This is a genomic window from Herbaspirillum lusitanum (assembly GCF_026127345.1).
Lineage (GTDB): Bacteria > Pseudomonadota > Gammaproteobacteria > Burkholderiales > Burkholderiaceae_D > Herbaspirillum > Herbaspirillum lusitanum.
This window is the reverse complement of the sequence record NZ_QXFG01000008.1, coordinates 701,382-719,117: the sequence shown is the minus strand read 5'-3', so window position 1 is coordinate 719,117 and position 17,736 is coordinate 701,382. Positions and strand designations below refer to the sequence as shown.

Annotated in this window: 16 protein-coding genes; 4 read left to right on the top strand and 12 right to left on the bottom strand. The window is 62.1% G+C overall.

What is annotated here, in order from left to right:
- Positions 1-17 precede the first annotated feature (17 nt).
- The 7 genes from DXT88_RS11745 to DXT88_RS11715 form a co-directional block, all read right to left on the bottom strand.
- Positions 18-260 carry a hypothetical protein gene (locus DXT88_RS11745; RefSeq protein WP_016832444.1) on the bottom strand — a complete coding sequence of 81 codons (243 nt, stop codon included), beginning with the start codon at positions 258-260 and terminating at the stop codon, positions 18-20.
- The gene (gene ligD, locus DXT88_RS11740; protein ID WP_265213579.1) at positions 257-2,893 is read right to left on the bottom strand and encodes a DNA ligase D; all 2,637 of its coding nucleotides are present in this window, start codon (positions 2,891-2,893) and stop codon (positions 257-259) included. Before ligD ends, DXT88_RS11745 begins: the two co-directional genes overlap by 4 nt.
- Positions 2,890-3,810 carry a non-homologous end joining protein Ku gene (gene ku, locus DXT88_RS11735; RefSeq protein ID WP_265213577.1) on the bottom strand — a complete coding sequence of 307 codons (921 nt, stop codon included), beginning with the start codon at positions 3,808-3,810 and terminating at the stop codon, positions 2,890-2,892. The genes ligD and ku overlap by 4 nt, the downstream gene beginning before the upstream one ends.
- Positions 3,811-3,918: 108 nt before the next feature.
- Complete coding sequence (locus DXT88_RS11730; protein ID WP_265213575.1) at positions 3,919-4,695, bottom strand: PIG-L deacetylase family protein; 777 nt, start codon at positions 4,693-4,695, stop codon at positions 3,919-3,921.
- Positions 4,683-5,750, bottom strand: coding sequence for an acyl-CoA dehydrogenase family protein (locus DXT88_RS11725; RefSeq protein ID WP_265213573.1), 1,068 nt, complete (start codon positions 5,748-5,750; stop codon positions 4,683-4,685). Before DXT88_RS11725 ends, DXT88_RS11730 begins: the two co-directional genes overlap by 13 nt.
- A complete protein-coding gene (locus DXT88_RS11720; RefSeq protein WP_265213572.1) occupies positions 5,750-8,173 on the bottom strand; it encodes a catalase in 2,424 nt (807 codons plus the stop codon). The genes DXT88_RS11725 and DXT88_RS11720 overlap by 1 nt, the downstream gene beginning before the upstream one ends.
- A 212-nt stretch (positions 8,174-8,385) precedes the next feature.
- Positions 8,386-8,859 carry a DUF4186 domain-containing protein gene (locus DXT88_RS11715; protein ID WP_265213571.1) on the bottom strand — a complete coding sequence of 158 codons (474 nt, stop codon included), beginning with the start codon at positions 8,857-8,859 and terminating at the stop codon, positions 8,386-8,388.
- Between the two features lie 212 nt (positions 8,860-9,071).
- Here DXT88_RS11715 and DXT88_RS11710 point away from each other — a divergent pair, with 212 nt between their 5' ends.
- Together DXT88_RS11710 and DXT88_RS11705 are read left to right on the top strand one after the other, a co-directional pair.
- Positions 9,072-10,334: an NRAMP family divalent metal transporter gene (locus DXT88_RS11710; RefSeq protein ID WP_029363035.1), complete on the top strand. Its 1,263-nt coding sequence runs from the start codon at positions 9,072-9,074 to the stop codon at positions 10,332-10,334.
- Between the two features lie 317 nt (positions 10,335-10,651).
- Positions 10,652-11,149, top strand: a complete 498-nt coding sequence (locus DXT88_RS11705) for a C40 family peptidase (RefSeq protein ID WP_265213569.1) — start codon at positions 10,652-10,654, stop codon at positions 11,147-11,149.
- A 97-nt stretch (positions 11,150-11,246) separates the two neighbouring features.
- Here DXT88_RS11705 and DXT88_RS11700 read toward each other — a convergent pair whose 3' ends face one another.
- From DXT88_RS11700 to DXT88_RS11680, 5 genes are all read right to left on the bottom strand, one after another.
- Complete coding sequence (locus DXT88_RS11700; protein ID WP_265213567.1) at positions 11,247-12,053, bottom strand: transporter substrate-binding domain-containing protein; 807 nt, start codon at positions 12,051-12,053, stop codon at positions 11,247-11,249.
- A gap of 48 nt (positions 12,054-12,101) precedes the next feature.
- On the bottom strand, positions 12,102-12,830 hold the full coding sequence (locus tag DXT88_RS11695; protein ID WP_265213565.1) for an amino acid ABC transporter ATP-binding protein: 729 nt from the start codon (positions 12,828-12,830) through the stop codon (positions 12,102-12,104).
- Positions 12,814-13,467 (bottom strand): amino acid ABC transporter permease, encoded by a 654-nt coding sequence (locus tag DXT88_RS11690; RefSeq protein ID WP_016832476.1) that lies wholly within the window; start codon positions 13,465-13,467, stop codon positions 12,814-12,816. The genes DXT88_RS11695 and DXT88_RS11690 overlap by 17 nt, the downstream gene beginning before the upstream one ends.
- Positions 13,464-14,249: an amino acid ABC transporter permease gene (locus DXT88_RS11685; RefSeq protein ID WP_016832477.1), complete on the bottom strand. Its 786-nt coding sequence runs from the start codon at positions 14,247-14,249 to the stop codon at positions 13,464-13,466. The genes DXT88_RS11690 and DXT88_RS11685 overlap by 4 nt, the downstream gene beginning before the upstream one ends.
- 568 nt (positions 14,250-14,817) lie before the next feature.
- The gene (locus DXT88_RS11680; protein WP_265213562.1) at positions 14,818-15,690 is read right to left on the bottom strand and encodes an NAD-dependent epimerase/dehydratase family protein; all 873 of its coding nucleotides are present in this window, start codon (positions 15,688-15,690) and stop codon (positions 14,818-14,820) included.
- A 496-nt stretch (positions 15,691-16,186) separates the two neighbouring features.
- On the opposite strand from DXT88_RS11680, the gene kdgD reads away from it, so the two are divergent.
- Both kdgD and DXT88_RS11670 read left to right on the top strand, forming a co-directional pair.
- The gene (gene kdgD / locus DXT88_RS11675) at positions 16,187-17,098 is read left to right on the top strand and encodes a 5-dehydro-4-deoxyglucarate dehydratase (RefSeq protein ID WP_265213560.1); all 912 of its coding nucleotides are present in this window, start codon (positions 16,187-16,189) and stop codon (positions 17,096-17,098) included.
- Between the two features lie 46 nt (positions 17,099-17,144).
- Positions 17,145-17,603, top strand: coding sequence for a nuclear transport factor 2 family protein (locus tag DXT88_RS11670; protein ID WP_029363037.1), 459 nt, complete (start codon positions 17,145-17,147; stop codon positions 17,601-17,603).
- The last annotated feature ends 133 nt before the right edge of the window (positions 17,604-17,736 follow it).

Here is a 17,736-nt window from a genome sequence, read left to right as displayed (position 1 = left end):
TAACTGCTTGCGGCTGATCAGTCGCGGCGCTGCTTATAGGTCTCGGCGGCGTGCATGGCGATGAATTCCTGGGCGTCGCAGATCGCCGCATGTTCGGTCGCGCGGATTTCCGGACAACTGAAGCTGGGTTGACAGCCGCCGTCGACCAGCACGATGCCGCGGTATTGCGACGGCCCCAGACGGGCGATGCCCGCTTGCAGGGAAGGACTGTTGAGTTCCGGCAGGTATTCACCGCCCGGCAGGTCGATAGGGATGGTCATGCCGACTCCTTTTCCATTGAAAACGACGACAGAATTTTTTTGGTAAGGCGCTGCCTGGTTGCGGCGTAGTCATGCCATGGATCGCGTTTGAGGGACGCCAGCCGCTTGGGTACGGTGACCACGGTAAAGCTGTCGGCTCGCGTCGTGCCGTCCAGCTCGTCCCAGGCCAGCGGCACCGATACCGGCGCACCGGAGCGTGCGCGCGGCGAGTAGGCGGCGACCGCGGTGGCGGTCGCCGCATTGCGCAGGTAATCAATGAATATCTTGCCGGTGCGCGCCGCCTTCGCCATCTTCGCCGTGAAATGATCGGGTAGCACCTGCACCATGTGCTCGGCGACGCCGCGCGACCATTCCTTGACCACCTCCCACTCCTGTTCCGGCACGATCGGCACGACCACGTGCAGTCCCTTGCCGCCGGTGGTCTTGACGAAACTGCGCAAGCCGATCTCTTCCAGCAGACCGTGCACCAGCCTGGCGCCCTCGACCACCTTGCTCCACGGCACCTCGGGCGCGGGATCGAGATCGAAGATGATGCGGTCGGGCTGCGCCAGCTTGCCCTCGCGCGCACCCCAGGTATGCAGTTCCAACACGCCCATCTGCACGGTGGCGACCAGGCCGGCGATGTCGTTGACCATCATGTACTCAGCGCTGCCCTTGCCTTCGGGGACCGCGATCTTCTCCACCGCGGCGGGAGCGCCCTGGCCGAGGTGGCGCTGAAAAAAACACTTGCCGACGCTGCCATCGGGACAGCGCACCATGGTCATCGGACGCTGCTGCACGTGCGGCAGCAGCCAGTCGGCGACGGTCGCGTAATACTCGGCGAGATCGCGCTTGCTCAGGTCCGGGTCGGTGAACAGCAACTTGTCGGGATGCGTCAGGCGCATGCCTTCGATGGATTCGATGGATTCGATGGAGGAGTTGGTTGAAGAGTTGGCGGAAGGCTTTTTCGCCGCCCTGCTTTTCGGCGCGTGTTTTGCATCTCCTTTTGCATTCGCCTTCACTTCCGGCCTGGATGTCGCAATCGCCTTCTCGCGTACGATTTCTTCCGCCTTCTTGTCCTCGCGCAGGGCGACGAATGCTCCATGGCGCAGGATGCCTGAGCGGGTCCATTGAGCGAACTTCACTTCCGCCACCAGCTTCGGCGCCAGCCAGTGCACGCCGTGCGCGAGGCGGCCGCGCGGCGGATCGACGAAGGCCGGCTGGTCACGCTCCAAGGTCTTGAAGCGCTTGAGCAATTGCGTCAGCTTGCGGTCGTCGAAACCGGTGCCGACGCGACCGGCGTAATGCAATTCCCCGCTGGCGGCGTCGTACACGCCCACCAGCAAAGCGCCGAAACCAACACGGCTGCCGGCCGGATCGGTGTAACCGGCGATGACGAATTCCTGGCGCATGGCGCACTTCAGCTTGACCCAGCTGCGGTCGCGCCGTCCTGCATAGGCGGCGTCGGCGCGCTTGACCACGGTGCCTTCCATGCCGTGCAGGCAAGCGTGGCGGTAGACCTCGGCGGCGTCGCCGACGACGTGTTCACTGAATCGGATCAGGCCGCTGTGGTCTACGCCCGACACCACTTCGCGCAACAGACGCTTGCGCTCCAGCAGCGGCGTGTCGCGCAAGTCTTTGCCGTTGAGCCAGAGCAGGTCGAACACATAGATGGCCAGCGTCACCCCGTCATAGCCGGTCGGATCCTGCAGCGCTTCGAAACTGATGCTGCCGTCGTCCAGCACGGCCACCACTTCGCCGTCGATCCAGGCCTCCTCGACGTCGAGCGCTGCCAGCGCCTGCGTCAGTTGCGGCCAGCGCTTGCTCCAGTCGAGATGCTCGCGTGTGAAGATGCGCGCCTTGCCGCCTTCGATCCGGCACAGCCCGCGATAGCCGTCGAACTTCATTTCACTGAGCCATGCGTCGCCGTCGGGCGCCTCTTTTACCAGCATCGCCAGTTGTGCGTCGACTTTGTCCGGCATCGGCATGGAAGTGGCGGCGCGACCGGCAGGTTTACGTTTTTTCGACGTGGTCTCGACGGGCTTTTCAGCAGCATTTCCAGGAGCGATTCCAGTCTTCTTCGTCGCTGTGCCCGCCACGCTCTCCGGCCGCAAGGCGGTGATGTCGGCCTGCTTTCCCTCGCGTGCGGCGTCGTCCTTTTCCTTGATCAGCAACCAGTTTTCCCTGGTCTTGCCGTCTTTATCCTTGTCTTTGTCGGCCGGCTTGCCCATGCGCACCAGGTTCCAGCGCCCGCTCAGTTTGGCGCCGCGCAGTTCGAATTCCAGGTGGCCCTTCTTCAGGCCGGCCACGGGATCGCCGATCGGCAGCCATTCGCCGCGATCCCACAGCACCACTTCACCGGCGCCGTATTGATGCGCCGGGATGCGGCCCTCGAAGCTGCCGTAGTCGTAGGGATGGTCTTCCACGTGCACCGCCAGCCGCTTGTCGTGCGGATCCAGGCTCGGTCCTTTGGGCACTGCCCAGCTCTTGAGCACGCCATTCACTTCGAGGCGGAAGTCGTAATGCAAGGCGCGCGCGTGATGGCGCTGGATGAAATAGCTGAGCGTCTTGCCGGATCGGCGCGCCACCGGCTCCGGCGGCGGCTCCGGCGTGATCTTGAAATCGCGCTTGGCGCGGTAGCGGGCCAGGCTCATGCGCGCGCCCGCGCCGACGGCGCGGTCCTGGAACGGTTTTTGGCGGCGGCAGGTCTGGCCGCAGCCTTGGTTCGCCTGGCCGGGGTTGCGGCCGGCTTTGCAGCTGGTCGCTTGCCCTTGCCGTCAATGCTCTGTTTGAGCAAGGCCATCAGATCGATGACCTTGGCGCTGCTGCGCGGCTTGTCCTCGTCCTGCGGTTCCGGCTCGGCGATCTCGTGGGTCTGGCGGCTCCTGATCTTTTTTTGCACCAGCGCCAGGATGTCGTCGCGGTAAGTGTCGCGCAGCGATTCCGGATCCCAGTCGCCGGACATGCTTTCCACCAGCGATTGCGCCATTTCCACTTCCTTCGCGCTGAGGCCGGCCTTCTTCGGATTGGCATCAGGCACCGGCAAGTCGTCCGGCGCACGCAACTCAGCCGGATAACGCAAGGTAATCAGGTTGATGATGTCGTCGAACGGCGTCAGTGCGGCGATATGCTGGCGCGTGCGGATGACGATGCGCGCCAACGCGACCTTGCCGCTCTTGCGCAGCGTCTCGCGCAGCAAGGCATAGGCCTTGGCGCCGCTTTTCAGAGGCGCCAGGTAATACGGCTGTTCATAGTAGGTGATCGGAATCTGTGTCGCATCGACGAAGGATTCGATGTCGATGGTCTGGGTGGCTTCGACGTTGGCGCGGCGCAAGTCTTCGTCGGAGAGCAGGACGTATTTGCCGTCCTCGTACTCGTAGCCCTTGACGATGTTGTCCCAGACCACTTCCTTGCCGGTTTTCTTGCTGATGCGCTTGTAGCCGACCGGCGACAGGTCGCGCTTGTCCAGCATGGTGAAGTCGAGCTCGTCATGTTTCTCGGCCGTGAACAGCTCGACCGGTATATTGATCAGCCCGAAACTGATTGCGCCCTTCCACAATGCTCGCCGCATGTTTGCTTCTCCCGATAGTGAGAAAAGTATCGCGCAAAAGCGGCGGCCATCACAGTCAGCAATCGGCTGAATGCCTTGTCAGACGGCAGCCGACGCGGCTGCTGGTGGTCAGACGAAGTAAATCTCGAAGTCCCGCTGGAAATGCGCCAGCACCTCAGGCGGCAGAATGGCGGCGTTGCCGGTCGAACGATCGGGTTCCAGTTGGCTACGATAGCATTCCAGCGCCGCCTTCTTGCGCGCCTGCATGTCAGGGTCAAGCGCCAGTTTGCGGGCGCGCTGCCAGGGGATATCTTGATGGTCGGGAGTGCGCCAGTGCCACATCCAGATCGGGATTTCGATCAGGCGGCAGCCGATGGCGCGCGCTGCATCGCGGCTGGCCAGGCCGACCGCTTCATGGTCCGGATGACCGTCGCGATGCCAGCTGGCGAAGACGACATCGCTGCGTTGCAGATAAGCGCCCAACAAATCCTGCAATTTGCGCTGATGCTCGCCCACCCTGCTGTCGGGCAATTGGGCGCGCATGATGGTGATGTTGCCGATGCCGAGCGCGGTCAAGGCCACGCTGGTTTCGGCAGGACGAACGTGCGACAGCAAGTCGCTGCTGAACGCCGATTCACTGCTGTGGCTGCGCTCGCCGTCGGAGACCGCGATCAACAGGATCTCGTGGCCGCTGCGCGCCAGATGCATCAACAAGCCGGCGCAGCCGAGCACTTCGTCGTCGGGATGCGGCGCCACGATGACGGCGCGCGAATCGGACGACACCAATGTTTCCGGATGGACTTGCGGCACCCTGGCCAAGCGCGGATTGTCGCGCCAGCGCGCTTCGTCGGTGGCCGCATGTCCGATCTCGGGAGGATTTTCTTCAGTCAGCGTCAGAGTCGCCATTCTTCTTCTCCTGCATGATCGTCTTCCCCGTCGTCCCCGTCTTCCGCCTGTTGCAGCGTGGATTGCGCCAGCGCCGCCAGATCGCGTTCGGCATGGCTCTGACGCAAAAATACCGGCAAGTCGGCCATCATGCGCGCAACCCAGGGGTCACGACACAGCGGCGCCGCGCCCAGCGCACGCCCTACCGCCTGCATGACCTCGACTGCCGCCTGCTCGGTCGCCAGCCGGACGCGCATGGCGAGACGATAACTATCCGCCGTCGGCTCCGCGTCGATGGCTTCTGCCGCCGCGCGCAGTCCTGCCGCCGATGCGCTCAGCGCAACGTCGGCGCGTCCAAGGTGAGCCAGCGCATGCGGATCATCCTGACCGGTCAGTTTGTGGCGCAGATAACTCGCCAGTTGCGCCGCCGCGCCATGCCAGCATGCGGCAATACCGGCGCCGCCTTGCCAGAAGCCCGGCCGGCCGACATAGAAATTCGCACCGCCGACGGCGATACCGCGCGCGTTTTCAAAATGCACGTTGACGCTGGTGGTCTCGGCCATGCCGACCGCGTGCCAGCCCTCGTCGCTGACCGTCACGCCGGCCTGGTCGAGATCGACCGCCGCCAGGCAAGGATGGCCGTCGGCATTCCAGCCGCTGACGATGGCGTGGCTGAGCGCGTTGGCGCCCGAGCACCAGGCCTTGACGCCATCAATGACCACGCGGCCCGGGTCTTCGGCCGAGGCGGTGCGGATATCAAGCCGCGCCTCGGGCGGCTCGGCGCACCACACGCCCCAGACGCTGAGCGCCGGCGCGATGTCGTCGGCGGTGGCTTCAGCGAGGATCGCCAGGGCATCGGCATGGGCCTCATACAATTTCGCCAGGCTCAGGTCGTACGCCGCCACCGCCGCCAAGGTGCGCCAGCGTTGCAGGGTCTGGCCCGAACCCGGCAGGCTGAGCCGATCCAACCCGGCGTCGACCATCTCGCACAGCAACTGGCCGGCCTCAGGTCGCGCCGGCAATTGCGCGAAAAAACGGCGGATGCCGTCGACGTTGTCTTTGGCAGGTGTGTTCATCAGACCACCGGGGGATCAGTTTCGCGATCCAGTTCACGCCGCCCCCCGACGGCCTGGATGAATTGCGCCAAGCCGTCGTCGAGCTGGTCGCCGGACACGTTGATCAGCGAAAAGTCGGGGTCGCCGGTCGGCAGCACCGCCGGCAGTCCGGCACGGTCGAGCAGATCGGCGCCGGTGTCGATGACGAGGATCGGCTTGCAATGACGATACTGGTCCTTGATGAACTCGATCGCCAGGCCGTTTTCGCACAGGCTGATGGTGGAGGCATCTCCAGGCGCCACGATCAGCGCGTCGTACAAGGCAGACGGCGCCGCCTCGATCGTGATGTCCGCCTGCCAGCCGTCGCCGGCCGAGCCCTCCCTGCCCTTGACTGCGCCAAGCATTGGCGCCAGCACTTTGGGCGCCGCCCCTTGCTCCAGCAGCACGTCGTAAATCCTGGACAGCACCTCGACGTCAACGCCATCCGTTGCGAGGATGGCGATACGGCGCGTGCGGATGCTGCCGTCCCCCGGATACGCAGTCAGCGACAAGGCCGGCGACGGTGCGTAGACCGGTTTGACGACCGGTCCGACATCGGGCGCCGGATCGGGCACGGTGAAACCGAGACCTTCGGCCACGCTTTCGGCCAGCAGATCGTCGACATTGGCCAGCAGCGACACCACACGCTGGCGGATCGCCGGCGTCTGCACGCGCGTCAGCTCGAAGCGGAAAGCCTTGATGATGTGGCGCTGCTCGGCGGCGGACTGGCTGTTCCAGAACAACCTGGCCTGGGCATAGTGCTCGGCGAATTTTTCCGGTTTGGCGCGCACCTTGTCGCCCTCTACCGGTTGCGGAAAACTGGCAAATCCGGCGCTGCCGGCCTGGAACGGACAGCCGCCGCCCAGCGAATTGGGTTCGTACGACACACGCCCGCGATGCACCGCCTGGCGATGCATGCCGTCGCGCTGGTTGTTATGCACCGGCGCCAGCGGCGCATTGATCGGCAACTCGTGGAAGTTGACGCCGCCGAGCCGGCTGATCTGGGTATCCAGGTAAGAATGGATGCGCCCTTGCAGCAAGGGATCGTTGGTGAAATCGATGCCGGGCACGATGTGCGCCGTGCAGAAAGCGATCTGTTCCGTCTCCGCGAAGAAATTGTCGGGATTGCGGTTGAGCACCATCTTGCCGACCGGCGTCAGCGGCACCAGCTCTTCCGGCACGATCTTGGTCGGGTCGAGGACGTCGAAATCGAACTCCTCGGCCTGTCCTTCGGAAAACACCTGCAGGCCCAGCTCCCATTCGGGCGCGTGACCGGACTCGATGGCTTCCCACAAGTCGCGGCGATGGAAGTCGGGATCGGCGCCGCCGATCTTCACCGCTTCGTCCCAGACCAGCGCATGCGTGCCGGCTACCGGTGTCCAGTGAAATTTGCAAAATACCGATTCGCCGGCGGCGTTGACCAGGCGGAACGTATGTACGCCGAAGCCCTGCATCATGCGGTAACTGCGCGGGATGGCGCGGTCCGACATCTGCCACATCAGCATGTGGGTCGACTCCGGCATCAGCGAGACGAAATCCCAGAAGGTGTCGTGCGCGCTGGAAGCCTGCGGCATGCCGAAATGCGGTTCCGGTTTGAGCGCATGGACCAGGTCGGGAAACTTCATCGCATCCTGGATGAAGAACACCGGGATGTTGTTGCCGACCAGGTCCCAGTTGCCTTCATCGGTGTAGAACTTGACGGCGAAGCCGCGCACGTCGCGCACGGTGTCGGCCGAACCGGCGCCGCCGGCGACCGTCGAGAAGCGTGCGAACACCGGGGTGCGCTTGCCGTCGCCGGAGAACGGCGCAGCGCGCGTCAGGGCGCTAAGGTCCTTGTAGCATTCGAAATAGCCGTGCGCGCCCGAACCGCGCGCATGCACCACGCGTTCGGGGATGCGCTCATGGTCGAAATGGGTGATCTTTTCACGCAGGATGAAGTCTTCCAGAGAGGTCGGTCCGCGCACGCCGGCTTTCAGGGAATTCTGGTTGTCGGCGATCGCGACGCCCTGATTGGTGGTCAGGGCCTGCGCGACCGAGTCGACCCGCACACGGTCGAGATTGCCGCCGACTGCGTTGTGACCGGGTTGAGCCGCGCCGCCGGTCTTGCCGGACACGATGGCTTCGCTGACGGTACCGGCGCTTGCTTGCGGCGACGCGGGCTTGGCGATGGTGCCCGCGCTCGGGATATGCCGGGGTTCACCGCCGGGGTGGAGGAACTCGTCCGGTTTGGAGGTGTTGTGGGTGATGCCGCCGGCCAGTTTGGCGCCGTCAACGATTTTTTTCAGCAACTCCGCCGGCAATACCTTCTTGCCGCTGTTGGCGCCGACCACCGCTGCCCCCGACATGGTGCCGAGCACCGAGCCTGCTGCCTCATTGCCGCTGTTTGCCGTTTTCTTTCCTGCCATGATGAGACCTCTTTATGGGATGCATTCAACACACAGCGCATGCACACCACGAAGACGCGCCACTACGCCAGCCAGAGATGAGCCTAGCGGCAAAGCACTGACGGCGACATAAGCGGATACCCTGTTCGGGCGTCAGAATTGTTGAGGTCTGCGGAAGGAAAGGAGGAAGACGCAATATCGACGACGATCCGGCCGGGATGATTCAGGATGATTCAGAACAGCACGCCCTGACGCTCATCGGCAGCGGTGCGGGATGGGCGTTTTTCGGATTTCTTGCGCGTCGGACGCTGCGTTTCAAGCGGCGCCTTCTGGTCTTGCAACCAGCGCGCCAGCATGTCGATGATGTGCTGCGTCTGCAATGAGGTCAAGTTCTGGCCCATGCCGATGCCGTGCCATTTCTCCAGGCAAGAGCGGCAACAGGTTGCGGTCGCATGCTGCGCCACGAATACCGGATGGCCGCGAAACGGCGTCTGCTTGCCGTCCTTGTCGGGATGGGCCGGCGCCAGGCGCGCGGCGATGAAGCTTTCGGCATGCCGCAGTACTTCTTCCAGACCATGCTCTTGCAAGTAGCGGTATTCGGGCGGCTTCAGCACGAAGCGGCGGCGGAAAGCCGAATGTTGCAAGCGGTCGACAATCAGGTCTTGTGAAAACATGGCGCCGGGATCGGGTGGACGATGATCAATCATAACCTGGCGCCCCGCCGCAATGCTGTAGGCGCACGCTGATTGCACCGTGGGACAACGTCCTTGTTCTGCTCAGCTACGGGCGTCGCCTTGCCGATTTCCCCAACTTCCTACGCAAAAACAAGTTGCACGCCGACAGTGTGCTACGGGACGCATTGCTAAGCTGGCGACGGATTCATACCACCAACGACAATCCGGCTCCGGTCGATACAACAATGAGAAAGTCCAAATCCATTTCGTGGTTGAAGCGGCTCGGGCCGGGCCTGATCACCGGCGCGGCCGACGACGACCCCAGCGGCATCGCCACCTATTCCCAGGCGGGGGCGCAATTCGGTTTCAATACCTTGTGGACGGTGCTGCTGACTTATCCGCTGATGGTCGGCATCCAGATGGTCAGCGCGCGCATCGGCGCTTTCAGCGGACACGGCCTGGCGACCAACATCGGCCGCCATTTCCCGCGCTGGATGCTGCATGGCATCGTGATCCTGCTGCTGCTCGCCAATATCATCAACATCGCCGCCGACCTGGTGGCCATGGGCGACGCCGTGACGCTGGTGATCGGCGGGCCGCATCATCTGTATGCGCTCGGGCTGGGGATCGCCTCCATCCTGCTGCAAGTGTGGGTTCCGTACCAGCGCTACGTCAACGTGCTGAAGTGGCTGACGCTATCGCTGTTTGCCTACGTCGGCACGGTGTTCGCGCTGCATATCGAGTGGAGCGAAGTCTGGAGCCGCACTTTCTTTCCGCACATCACCCTGAGCCGCGATTACATCACCATGATAGTCGCCATCTTCGGCACCACCATCAGCCCTTACCTGTTCTTCTGGCAAGCCTCGCAGGAAGTCGAGGAGCAGCAACGCGCACCCGCCGAAGAAGCGCTCAAGCGCCGTCCGGAAGAAGCCGCCGCGGGCGTGTCGCGCATGCAGTTCGACACCTGCGTCGGCATGGGCGTGTCCAACGCGGTGGCGTTCTTCATCATGCTGACCACCGCCATCACGCTGCACCAGCACGGCGTGCACGACATCGAAAGCAGCACCCGCGCGGCGTCGGCATTGAAGCCGGTGGCGGGACAACTTGCATTCATCCTGTTCAGTCTCGGCATCATCGGCAGCGGCATGCTGGCCATCCCGGTGCTGGCGGGATCGGCGGCCTACGCCATGGCCGGCACCTTCAAATGGAGCAACAGCCTGGAAGACAAGCCGGCCGCGGCCAAACGCTTCTACGGCGTGATTGCCCTGGCGACCATCATCGGCGCGGCGCTGGCCTTTTCTTCGGTGAACACCATCCAGGCGCTGTTCTGGAGCGCCGTGATCAACGGCGTCATCGCCGTGCCGGTGATGGCCATCATGATGCTGCTGGCCGTCAACGCCGGGGTCATGGGACGCTTCGTGATCGGGCGAAAAATGCGCGTCCTCGGCTGGTGCGCCACGGTTGTCATGGCTGTCGCCGTGATCGCCATGCTGGCGACGATGGCCTGACCCGCTTCATCGGCCACGGAGTCTCTCTGTCAGGTCCGACAACATCCTCCGACGCCCGAATCGGAGGATGCCACATAGCAAGAAGCCATCCCTCAAGGACGGCTTTCCCATTTGCGGTTTCCAGTGCGCCATGACTATCGCCGGGCTGCTTTAAGAGTTTTCCTATTGTTCGGCTGAAACCGTCCACCTACACTGCCTGCAGTCGCTCGCATCAGTTCGCTGCATTTTTTCGTTCTACGTCTTCGGCGCGTATGCGCCTTCCACTTGTCCGTCTTTCATCAGGTCGCGTCCCCAAGGACAGCGCCGGGAGTTCATTCGTGCCGTCTTTTCTACGTCCATGGCTATTGCCGATCCTGTGTCTCGTCAACGCCGCTGCTGGCGCTGGCGAAATTCCAGCGTCTTCGGCGCGCTTCGCCGCCCACGCCCTCAGCAGCCTTTCCAGCGGTATCCGCTACAAGTTCGGCGGCACCGATCCCGACAGCGGGCTCGACTGCAGCGCCTTCATCGCGCTGCTGTACAAGGATGCCGGCGGCGGCGATTTGCCGCGCACCGCGCGTGAAATCAGCACAGTCGGCGTTCGCGTCGCGGCCGGAGCGATGCAGCCGGGCGACCTGGTGTTCTTTCGCGATGGACAGCGCGGTATCGCGCACGTGGGGATCTACGTGGGAGGTGAAAATTTCGTCCATGCCTCACGCAAGCATGGCGTGATTTACCAGTCCCGACTCAGCGAGCCATACTGGAAAAGCCGTTTCAAGGGTGCCCGTCGGTTGCCGCAATCCACCCCAATCTTTTCCCATCATCGCGAGGCACAATAAAAAAGCCGCTCCGAAGAGCGGCTTTCAGTTCGTCCCCGCCGACGCGGAAACAATAAGGTACGGCTGTTTTTATCGTTTATGACTTGTTTGCAAGCACTTATTGCTTGGCGACTGCTGCCGGCAGATGACGGCCATGGAATTTCACGTAGATCGCATCCAGCTTGCCGTTGCGGTGGTTGGTCAGGACCCAGTTGTTGATCCATTCCTTCAGGCGCGGCTGGTTCTGGTTGAAGGCGATGCCGAGGTCGAAGTCCTTTTGCGCGAATTTCAGTTCCAGGTTCTTGCCTGGTGCGCGCTTGATCATTTCGCCCAGGTTGGACGGTGTGCTGGAGAAGATCTCGACCTGGCCGGTCACCATCGAGGTGATCAGCGTGGCGTCGTCTTCATAGCGAACGATTTCGGCGCCCTTGGCTTGCGCCGTGGTCAGCGTGTCGTTGACGGTAGCGCGGGTCAGACCGATGCGCTTGCCGTTGAGGTCGTTGTAGTCCTTGATCTGGATGTTCTTCGGACCGCCGACGATGATGGTGATGACGGCGTAAGGCACGGAGAAGTCCACCACCTTGGCGCGCTCAGGCGTGATCGACAAGTCGGCGATGACGACGTCGGCGCGGTTGGCTTGCAAGGTCGGAATGCGGGCGGCGTTGGTGACCGGCACGATTTCCAGCTTGACGCCCAGGTCCTTGGCGAATTGCTCGGCGGTTTCGACGTCGGAACCGGCCGGTTGCAGGTTGGCGTCAGCGAAGCTGAACAGCGGCGTGCCCATGGCGATCGCCACGCGGACCTTGCCGGCCTTCTTGATGTCGTCCAGCTGGTCGGCCATGGCGGCGTGGGCCAGGCCGGCGGTCAGCAGCGCAGCGATGCAGGTGCGAGCAAAAGCGTGGCCTAAACGGTGATTCAGTTTCATGCAGGTCTCCTTGGTTTGATTGTGTTGCAATGAAAAGCTACCTATGGATTACAGGCCGTTATTGAGGAAGGCATGCAATTCCGGTGTCTTTGGGTTGTCCAGCATCTCACCCGGGCCGACTTCCCATACGGTGCCCTGGTGCATGTAGATGATGCGGTCGGCCACGCGCTTGGCGAAGGCCATTTCGTGGGTCACCAGCAGCATGGTCATGCCGCCGGCGGCGAGGTCTTCCATCACGCGCAGCACTTCGCCGGTCAGTTGCGGATCGAGCGCCGAGGTGACTTCGTCGAACAGCATGACTTTCGGCGACATGGCCAGCGAGCGGGCAATCGCCACGCGCTGTTGCTGGCCGCCCGACAGTTGCTCGGGATAGGCGTCGGCTTTATTGCCGAGACCGACTTGTTCCAGCGCGGCCATGGATACGGCCAGGGCCTGCGCCTTCGGCTGTTGCTTGACGTGGCGCAGCGCCAGCATGATGTTTTCCTGCACGGTGAGATGCGGGAACAGGTTGTAGCTCTGGAACACGATGCCGACTTCCTGGCGCAGCTTGTGCAAGTCGATGGCCGGATCGTCGACACGCATGCCGCAGACTTCGATGGCGCCGGAATCGATCTTCTCGAGGCGGTCGATACAGCGCAGCGCGGTGCTCTTGCCGGAACCGCTGGCGCCGATGATGGCGATCATCTCGCCCTTTTGCACCTCGAAGGAAACGCCCTTCAGCACCTGGTTGGAGCCGAAGCTCTTGTAAATCTGATCTAGTTTAACGATTGCTGACATTGAGCTTGTTCTCCATCGATTCACTCCAGCGCGAGAGCGGGTAGCACAGTACAAAATAGAACGCCCCTACCAGACTGAAAATCAGGAAAGGCTGAAAAATTGAGTTGTTGATGATCTGACCGGCGCGGGTCAGTTCGATAAAACCGATCACGGACGCCAGCGATGTCATCTTGATGACCTGCACCAGGAAGCCCACGGTCGGCGGCAGCGACAGGCGGAAGGCCTGCGGAATGATCACCAGGCGCAGCGTCTGCCAGCGCGTCAGCGACAGGCATTCGGCGGCTTCCCATTGCGGACGCGGCATCGCTTCGACGCAACCGCGCCAGATGTCGCCCAGATAGGCGCTGGTGTAGACCATCATCGCCAGCCCCGCCGCGACCAGCGCCGGCAAGGCGAAGCCGTACACCGACAGGCCGAAATAAACGATGAACAGCAGGATCAGCAGCGGAATGCCCTGGATGCACTCGATGTACACCAGCGTCGGCATCCACAACCAGCGACGCGGCGAAATGCGCGCCAGCATCACCCCGAATCCGCCGATGCTGCCGAGGATGAAGGCCAGCCCGGACAGCACCAGCGTCCACCAGATCGACTGCACCAGATAGAGGAAATGTCCCCAGGAGAAACTGCCGATCATGATGCGCTCCCGTTGGTAGTGTTCGCAGCTGTAGCGGCTGCAGTTGCGGCGACCGGCTGGAACGGCGGAATCGCGGGCGGACGGCGACGAGCGGCTTCCAGTGCGGCGCGGCGGATGATGCGGCGGCGCTTGAACAGGTATTCGCCGAAGCCCCAGGCCAGCAGCTTGACCAGGATCGACAGCGCCAGGTACATGAAGGCGACGACGATATAGGTTTCCAGCGAGCGGAAGGTGTCGGACTGCACGGTGTTGGCGATCGCGGTCAATTCTTCGGCCGAGATCTGCGAGGCCATGGCCGAGGCTTGCATCATCAGCAGGAACTGGCTGGTCAGCGCCGGATAAACGCGCTCGATCGACGGCTGCAGCATCACATGCCACGCGATGCGCCAGCGCGACAGGCCGAGGCATTCGGCCGCTTCGATCTGGCCCTTGGGCACCGATTCCAGGCCGGCGCGAATGATCTCGGCGGCATAGGCGGCGATGTTGATGATCATCGCCAGCACTGCGGCGGCGAACGTCGGCATGTGGATACCGAGGCTGGCCAGGCCGAAGTACAGCAAGAAAATCTGCACCAGGAAAGGCGTATTGCGGACCGCCTCGATGTAGGCGGAACAGGCTTTGGCGATATAAGGATTGCTGCCGCGCTTGAGGAAAGCGATCAGCGTACCGATAGCGACGCCGACCACAATGGCGACCGTCGTCATCTTCAGCGTCAGCCAGGCGCCGGTCAGGAAGACCGGCCAGTATGGCGCGAGAGGAGCGAAATTAAGTGTAAAACCCATGCCGATGTTGCCCTTTATACGTGGCGTTTAATTCGGCGATGTAATGACAGTGGAGGACACGAGGAGCCGACCGACAAACAAGGCGGTCCACCGTGGAACGAAACTAATCGATTTTTCCCTGAGCTTGCGGCGTCATCATCAAGCACCGAGGTCTGTGCTGCCCACCTCTTTACCTTGGCAATGGCGTCGCTGCCTGCGGTGTGTGCGTTATTGTTTTTGCTTGCTGTCGCTCACCGTCACTACTACCGTCTCCCTTCACCTTGTCCAACGCCGGCGCGTTGCGCTGTCTCCGCCGGGTTGCCGGACAAGGCGGCTGTCGTGTTACCAGCCTGTGCTGCTTATGCTTTGCTGCTTGTTATTGCACTTGCTGTATCCATTGCCACATCCGCCGCTGCCGCTTGTTCAAACACGTGGTTCTTATGGCGGCCCTCACTGCGCTTTGCAGTTTCACGATCTCAGGCGGCAGCAAAGATAACATGGATGTACGATAACATACAATCGAGAATGTGAAGCCGGCTGGGATAACTTTTTGTAGTTTCGCGTTACCTTGCCGCAATCCCGATATCCGTTACTTCGGCTCGAATGGACCGGTCACGGTGAAGATTCCGCCCTGGTAGACCCGCACCGGGTCATCGGCCGGCGGCAGCGGCTGCGCCTCGATCTTGGCGCGGAAGATCTCGGACGTATCGCGCGCCTTGAAACCCAGGTGCGCCGCATAGCGGTTGTCCCACCAGGTCGACGGATTATCGGACATCCCATATACGACGGTGTGGCCGACATCCGGGGTAAACAGGCAGCAGCGCATCAGTTCGGTGAGGTCGTCATAACTCAGCCAGCTGGCCAGCGAGCGGCGATCCTTGGGTTCCGGGAACGACCAGCCGATGCGGATGCTGACGGTTTCGATGCCATAGCGGTCGTAATTGAATTGCGCCATATCTTCGCCGTAGGACTTCGACAGGCCGTAATAGCCGTCCGGACGGCGCAGGTCGCGCACGTCGATGCGTTCATCCTGGCGATAAAAACCGGTGACGTGATTGGAGCTGGCGAACACCACGCGCTTGACGCCGTGACGACGCGCCGCTTCGTAGACGTGGAATACGCCCTTGATATTGGCTTCCAGGATTTCTTCAAACGGCCGCTCGACGGAGACGCCGCCCAGGTGGACGATGGCGTCGCAGCCGGCGATCAGTGCATCCATCGCGGCGCGGTCAGCCAGGTTGCAGGCCATTACTTCTTCATGCGGTGCAGCGTCGGTACCCAGCGCGGCGCCCAGATCGGACACGCGCAGGATGTCGGCAAACGCCGCCAGGCGCGGGCGCAAAACCTTGCCGAGGCCGCCGGCGGCGCCGGTCAGCAACAGACGGCCGAGTTTGGATTGATTCCTGTTTTGTGCTGCAGCTGCTGATACTGCGCCTGCTGCCCCTGTTGCTTGGTCGGCCATGTCTACATTTCCAATGAATAAGTCCCTGGCAGCGCACTGCTTGGAGGAGATGACGCTACGCTGCGTGATACGTTATCTTATAACGCGAGGAGGGATTATCGGCTTCGCCTCATTTCCTTGTCAAACGAAGTCGACAGGAATACGGAAAATAGTTAGTTTCGCAGCGCAGCAAGCCGACGCTTGGCGCACGTATCGAAACGAACTCGCAATGAGAAATTACATTAACTTAAACACGAAAATATTATCTTTAAAATACAATAAGTTAAAACGCATATTTAATGTTTAAGATAAATATTTAAAGCCACGCATTCGTGTCGGTTATCGCGTCGCACAAGTCACTACCCTGCCCTGACGCAGCTGCTTCCACCCGTCAAAAATAGTTGCAGTAGCCATTGGCAAATTCAGAATTCACATTGTATGATGACTGATAACAAATAATAGCGATGCATAATAACAATACCTTCCGAGACACTTCTTCAGCCAACTTCACGCCATCATGACGCCACAAGAACTTAAAACCATCATGGGCTCCGGCCTGCTTTCGTTTCCCCTGACCGACTTCGACGCCAACGGCGACTTCAACGCCCGCGGCTATGCCGAGCGGCTGGAATGGCTGGCTCCCTACGGCGCCAGCGCACTGTTCGCAGCGGGCGGCACCGGCGAGTTCTTCTCGCTGACCGGCCATGAATACCCGACCATCATCAAGACTGCGGTCGACACCTGCCGCGGCAAGGTGCCGATCATCGCCGGCGCTGGCGGCCCGACCCGCTACGCCATCGAATGTGCCCAGGCCGCTGAAAAAGCCGGCGCACACGGCGTCCTGCTGCTGCCCCATTACCTGACCGAAGCCGGCCAGGACGGCCTTGCCGCCCACGTGGAAGCGGTCTGCAAGAGCGTCAAGTTCGGCGTCATCGTCTACAACCGCGGCCAATGCCGCCTGACGCCCGCCACGCTGGCGCGTCTGGCCGAGCGTTGCCCCAACCTGGTCGGTTTCAAGGACGGCATCGGCGACATCGAGCTGATGTCTTCGATCTACATGAAGATGGGCGACCGCTTCGCCTACCTCGGCGGCTTGCCGACGGCCGAAGTCTATGCCGCCGCCTACAAGGCGCTGGGCACGCCGGTGTACTCGTCGGCGGTGTTCAACTTCATCCCCAAAACTGCGATGGAGTTCTACCATGCCGTCGCCGCGGACGATCTCGCCACCCAGCATCACCTGCTGCGCGAATTCTTCATGCCTTACCTCGAAATCCGCAACCGCATGCAAGGCTACGCGGTCAGCATCGTCAAGGCCGGCGCCCGCCTGGTCGGCCATGACGCCGGCCCGGTGCGCGCCCCGCTGACCGATCTCAACGCCGCCGAATGCGAAGCCCTCGGCGCGCTGATTGCCAAGCTGGGTCCGCAATGATTTCCACTCAAAGTCCTACCCAATCACAACTACTCAAGGAGACAAGATGTTCAGGAAATGGATGTATCTGGCCAGCGCCATGGCGTGCTCAATGGTGATCGCTCAGGGCGCAGCGGCTGCCCCAACCGCCGACGAACAGGCAGTGGCGACCGCGGTCGAAAAACTGCGCGTGGCAATGACCTCGCAGATCGACCGCGGCGCATTGGATGCGCTGACCGAAGAGCAACTGAGCTACGGCCACTCCAACGGCGTGGTGCAGACCAAGGGCGAATTCATCGGCCAGCTGGCCAGCGGCGAATCGACCTTCGTCAAGATCGACCTCACGGCGCAAACCGTCAACGTGCAGGAAAACGTCGCCGTGGTACGCCACACGCTGACGGCCGTGACCAGCGACTCCGGCAAGCCGGGCAATGTCGCGTTGAAGATCCTGATGGTCTGGAAGAAGACCGGCGGCCAATGGCGCCTGTTGGCGCGCCAGGCGGTGCGTTTCGCGGCGCCGACCTGAGCCGGGTTGCTGCTGTTGAAATAAAAAACCGAAGCCGCGGCTTCGGTTTTTTTATGGGTGTTCGTCATTGCCGCCGACTGGCATTGATCGCCACAGTCGTCGACCGGGAATCGGAGGCTGCGTTCAACCAGGC